The organism is Frankia sp. AiPs1, from assembly GCF_023716945.1.
Lineage (GTDB): Bacteria > Actinomycetota > Actinomycetes > Frankiales > Frankiaceae > Frankia.
Genome location: NZ_JAMQQF010001198.1, coordinates 1 through 507 on the forward strand (window position 1 = coordinate 1; position 507 = coordinate 507).

Sequence of the window (507 nt, forward strand, 5' to 3'; positions counted from 1 at the left end):
GGCCGTGGCCGCGCCGACCTGCTCGGCGCTGCCCCCGCCCGGTGCCGACCTCGCCGGGGCGTCGGTGCAGCAGCTCACCCTGGCGCCGGGCCGGATCTGGTCGACGACCACCGGCGCAGGAGTCACCGTGGCCGTGGTCGACACCGGGGTCGACACGGCCAACCCGCAGCTCGCACCGGCTGTCAGCGGCGGCGTCGACCTGATCGCGGGCCCCCCGGACGGCACGCTCGACTGTGCCGCCCACGGCACCGCCGCCGCGAGCGTCATCGCGGCCCGCGCCACGGGCGGCACTCGGTTCGCGGGCCTCGCACCCGGCGCCCGCATCCTGCCGGTCCGGCTGACCGAGCAGGCGGGTGGAGAGGCCGGTGCCGGGGTGGACCCGGCCCTGCTCGCCGCCGCGATCCGGCGGGCGACCGACGCCGGGGCAGGAATTGTCAACGTCTCCGTGCTTGCCGCGGCCGGCACCCCGGAACTCGCGGCCGCGGTGCGCCACGCCCAGGACCATGA

The 507-nt window shown here is 78.3% G+C and carries 1 protein-coding gene; it reads left to right on the top strand.

The window, feature by feature from the left end:
- The coding region (locus tag ND748_RS33625) for a S8 family serine peptidase (protein ID WP_251750226.1) at nucleotides 1-507 on the top strand (507 nt) is incomplete at both ends.